At 58.4% G+C, this 3,042-nt stretch carries 3 protein-coding genes and 2 pseudogenes; 2 read left to right on the top strand and 3 right to left on the bottom strand.

Translation table 11 applies throughout. From position 1 onward, the window contains the following. Both HV770_RS37960 and HV770_RS37955 read right to left on the bottom strand, forming a co-directional pair. Positions 1–232: pseudogene (locus tag HV770_RS37960) on the bottom strand (IS6 family transposase); the annotation flags it as partial. A gap of 154 nt (positions 233–386) precedes the next feature. Next, positions 387–734: a LysR family transcriptional regulator gene (locus HV770_RS37955; protein WP_281366329.1), complete on the bottom strand. Its 348-nt coding sequence runs from the start codon at positions 732–734 to the stop codon at positions 387–389. A 50-nt stretch (positions 735–784) separates the two neighbouring features. Here HV770_RS37955 and HV770_RS37950 point away from each other — a divergent pair, with 50 nt between their 5' ends. Next, positions 785–1,534 (top strand): SDR family NAD(P)-dependent oxidoreductase, encoded by a 750-nt coding sequence (locus tag HV770_RS37950; RefSeq protein WP_175166518.1) that lies wholly within the window; start codon positions 785–787, stop codon positions 1,532–1,534. A gap of 101 nt (positions 1,535–1,635) precedes the next feature. Here HV770_RS37950 and HV770_RS37945 read toward each other — a convergent pair whose 3' ends face one another. Continuing rightward, a complete protein-coding gene (locus tag HV770_RS37945; protein ID WP_175166517.1) occupies positions 1,636–2,214 on the bottom strand; it encodes a YbhB/YbcL family Raf kinase inhibitor-like protein in 579 nt (192 codons plus the stop codon). 404 nt (positions 2,215–2,618) lie between these two features. Here HV770_RS37945 and HV770_RS39330 point away from each other — a divergent pair. After that, positions 2,619–2,803 (top strand): annotated as a pseudogene (locus tag HV770_RS39330) (IS6 family transposase); the annotation flags it as partial. Between the last annotated feature and the right edge of the window lie 239 nt (positions 2,804–3,042).

Genomic DNA, 3,042 nt, shown 5'->3' with positions numbered 1-3,042 from the left:
CCACCGGCCGCTTGCGGCGGCGAAACGCTTTCTCCAGCACCGGCAACAGCTTGATGGCCCAGCGGTGCACAGTCGAATGATCGACTGAAACGCCGCGCTCAGCCATCATGTCTTCAAGGTGCCGCAGGCTCAGCGGATAGGCCACGTACCAGCGCACGCAAGTCAGGATCACGTCGAGCGGATAGTGCAGGCGTTTGAGTACCCGGGCCACCGCAGGATTCATCGTCTTCATCTAGCTTTCAGTCGTTCGTGTCGTTCCGCCCACCATAGCGGACCGCCTTAATGCAACAGAACAGAACCAATGAGCCCGCGCAACCCGGCCGGGGGATGACTATGGCCTGAAAAGTATAGGCACAAGCCTGGTCCAGGCACCGTCCATTCATCCATCACGCGCTCCAGGCGCCCGCTGCCCAAATCATCCAGCCCATACCAGCCTCCACGATGCCTCGTATGTGCGGCGCAATGCGCTCGTAGTACGTCTGCCCCTCCCATGTCAGGACGGTGGTCCTTGTTGAGCGCCGGAAAAGCTTGATGCCGAGGCGCCTCTCCAACCTTGCAACGCTTCGCGACACAGCGGACGGCGCGGTGCCAAGCAAGCGCGCCGCGCTCGTGAATGAACCGGCCTCCACAGCTCGAACAAAGGCAGATAGGCCGTTCAGGTTATCACCAGGTATTAGTGTCCCTCTGTCAGAACTGAAAGCGCCGCTGGATGACTGTGCTGTGAACTGGCTCAAAGCTGGATTACCGTTCAACGCGACACCCGCGTAGAACAACGGAGAACCAAATGAGCAGACTCGCAAACAAGGTTGCCGTCATCACCGGCGGCAATAGCGGCATCGGTTTTGCCATGGCAACGCTGTTCGTGACCGAGGGCGCCCATGTGCTGATCGTCGGACGGCGCCAGGTTGCGATAGATGCGGCGGTGGCGGAGCGTGGGGATCGGGCAATGGGCCTGACCGGCGACTTTGCCGACCCCGCAACGCATGACCGCGTTGCGTCATGGGTCGCAAAACGCTTCGGTGGCCTTGACATTTACGTCGCCAACGGCGGCGTAAATACTATTGCCCGCTCAGACCTGGTCAGCCTCGAAGAGTACGAAACGCAATTCGCGACGAATACCCGCTCGGCTTTCTTCGGCGTTCAAAAAATCGCGTCTCAACTCCGCGATGGAGGTGCCATTCTGTTGACGAGTTCGATCACAAGTTCGAAAGTGTTCGAAGGCCACGCGGCGTATGCTGGCAGTAAAGCGGCTATCGAAGCTTTCGCCCGCAGTTGGGCACGTGAATTCAAAGAGCGCGGCATCAGGGTTAATGTGATCAGTCCAGGCCCTGTCGACACGCCCATTCTTTCCAAGCTGGGTATCGCCACCGCCGACCGCCCCGCATTCGAGACCGCCGTTGCGGGAAAGATTCCGCTTGGCCGACTGGGCCGGGCAGACAAGCTGGCGCAAGCGGCGCTCTTTCTCGTTAGCGACGAAAGCAGCTTTGTTTCCGGTGTCAATCTGAACGTTGATAGCGGAATGTCGTTGCCGTGATTCGCGACCGTTTGAAAAGACCATGCGAACACGCGAACCGCTCAACCGGTAGACGGCAACCGCGCGCGTAGAACGGATGTCGATAGCTCAGCTCTGGCACGTCAATTGTTCGTCGATGCACGATGGTACCTTGCGACATACTTCGCCTGAGCAATGACTTTTCCATGCATCTGATAGGCGACCACTGCGGGACTTGCCGCGGGTGCGACATCGATCTGTGCCACGTCAAGAGCAGACGCCGTTACGACATATCGATGTGACTCCCCCTGAGGTGGACAGGGGCCACCGTATCTGGATTCGCCAAAGTCCGTCAACGTCTCAACCGCGCCTGTCGGCAAACGCGTCGAATTGCCAGAAGCTCCTTTCTCGAGCGACGACGCCGAAGGTGGAATGTTCGCGATTTCCCAGTGGGTCCAGCCGAGCCCTCCCGTCGGCGCATCAGGGTCGAAAATCGTCACGACAATGCTCTTCGTACCTTGCGGAACATGAGCCCATGAAATGCGCGGCGAAACATTCTTGCCGTGACAGCCAAAGCCCCCGTACACCTGTTCGTTCGAAAAGTGCCCGTTGTTCAGGTCGTCGACCTTGACTGTGAACGGGTCTGCGCTAGCTATCGTCGGGATGACTGCCAGCGCCATTGAAGTGTATAAAGTCGCGGCAGAAAAAATCTTCAATCGCATGATGTGCTCCGTTGAAGAATGAAAGATGTGTACAACGGCATCAACGGTATCTTTTTGTGGTGCGCTCCGGAACGCGGATTGACGAACCACGGTGTTGCCTTTGCCGCAACGTCGTTGGCAGTTCATCGATCGGGTTCGAACGTTTCCAAGCCGCGAAAGGCAAACGGTGCATATCATCGTGCCCATCTCTTCAGCTTCGCATCAACTCATCCGCCCGACTTCGCGAGCTTACGCGAGCGGTCCACCACACTTCGCCGATGGTCTGCCATGGACGAAGACATTCCGGTGGAACCGTTGATCAATAAGCCTGCCACTCGCGATGCATGGAGTATGCATTCGCGATGCTTCCGGCGCTCCCCCCGACTACGATCTGTCCCACGGTCGGTCCAAATGCGAGCGGAGGCATGCGCGGCTTTCGTGATCCGAAACGCACGCAGGCATTCCTGTCGAGCTGGGACTGATCCGCCAACCCTTCGCACTTAAGCGGCATCTGCTGCGCGCCGCAATCTATCGCGAACAACTCGCGGCAAAATTCGTTGCGTGGTGCGAATTCACCGAAGTAACCCAAAATCGATCGACCGGCTTCTGAACGAGGGTCTCCCCTACGGTCGCTCTGTTTGAGGTTGACCCGGTTCGACGGATAGATTTGCAGTTGAGTTTAATGCGGTGTGGCACCTCCCGATAAGGTTGAATCGCGGGTTGTCCACGGTCGGGCGGCTGGTCGCCTGTCACGACCACGACGCTGCCCGGCGGTGGGCAACCCGCGCGGCGATAAGCTTTGATCTTGCGCATGCAGGTTTTCGAACTCGAGCGGCGAACAGTAGCCGA

Origin of the sequence: Paraburkholderia fynbosensis, assembly GCF_902859935.1 — a bacterium.
Taxonomy (GTDB): domain Bacteria; phylum Pseudomonadota; class Gammaproteobacteria; order Burkholderiales; family Burkholderiaceae; genus Paraburkholderia; species Paraburkholderia fynbosensis.
This window is presented reverse-complemented; position numbering and strand designations above follow the sequence as displayed.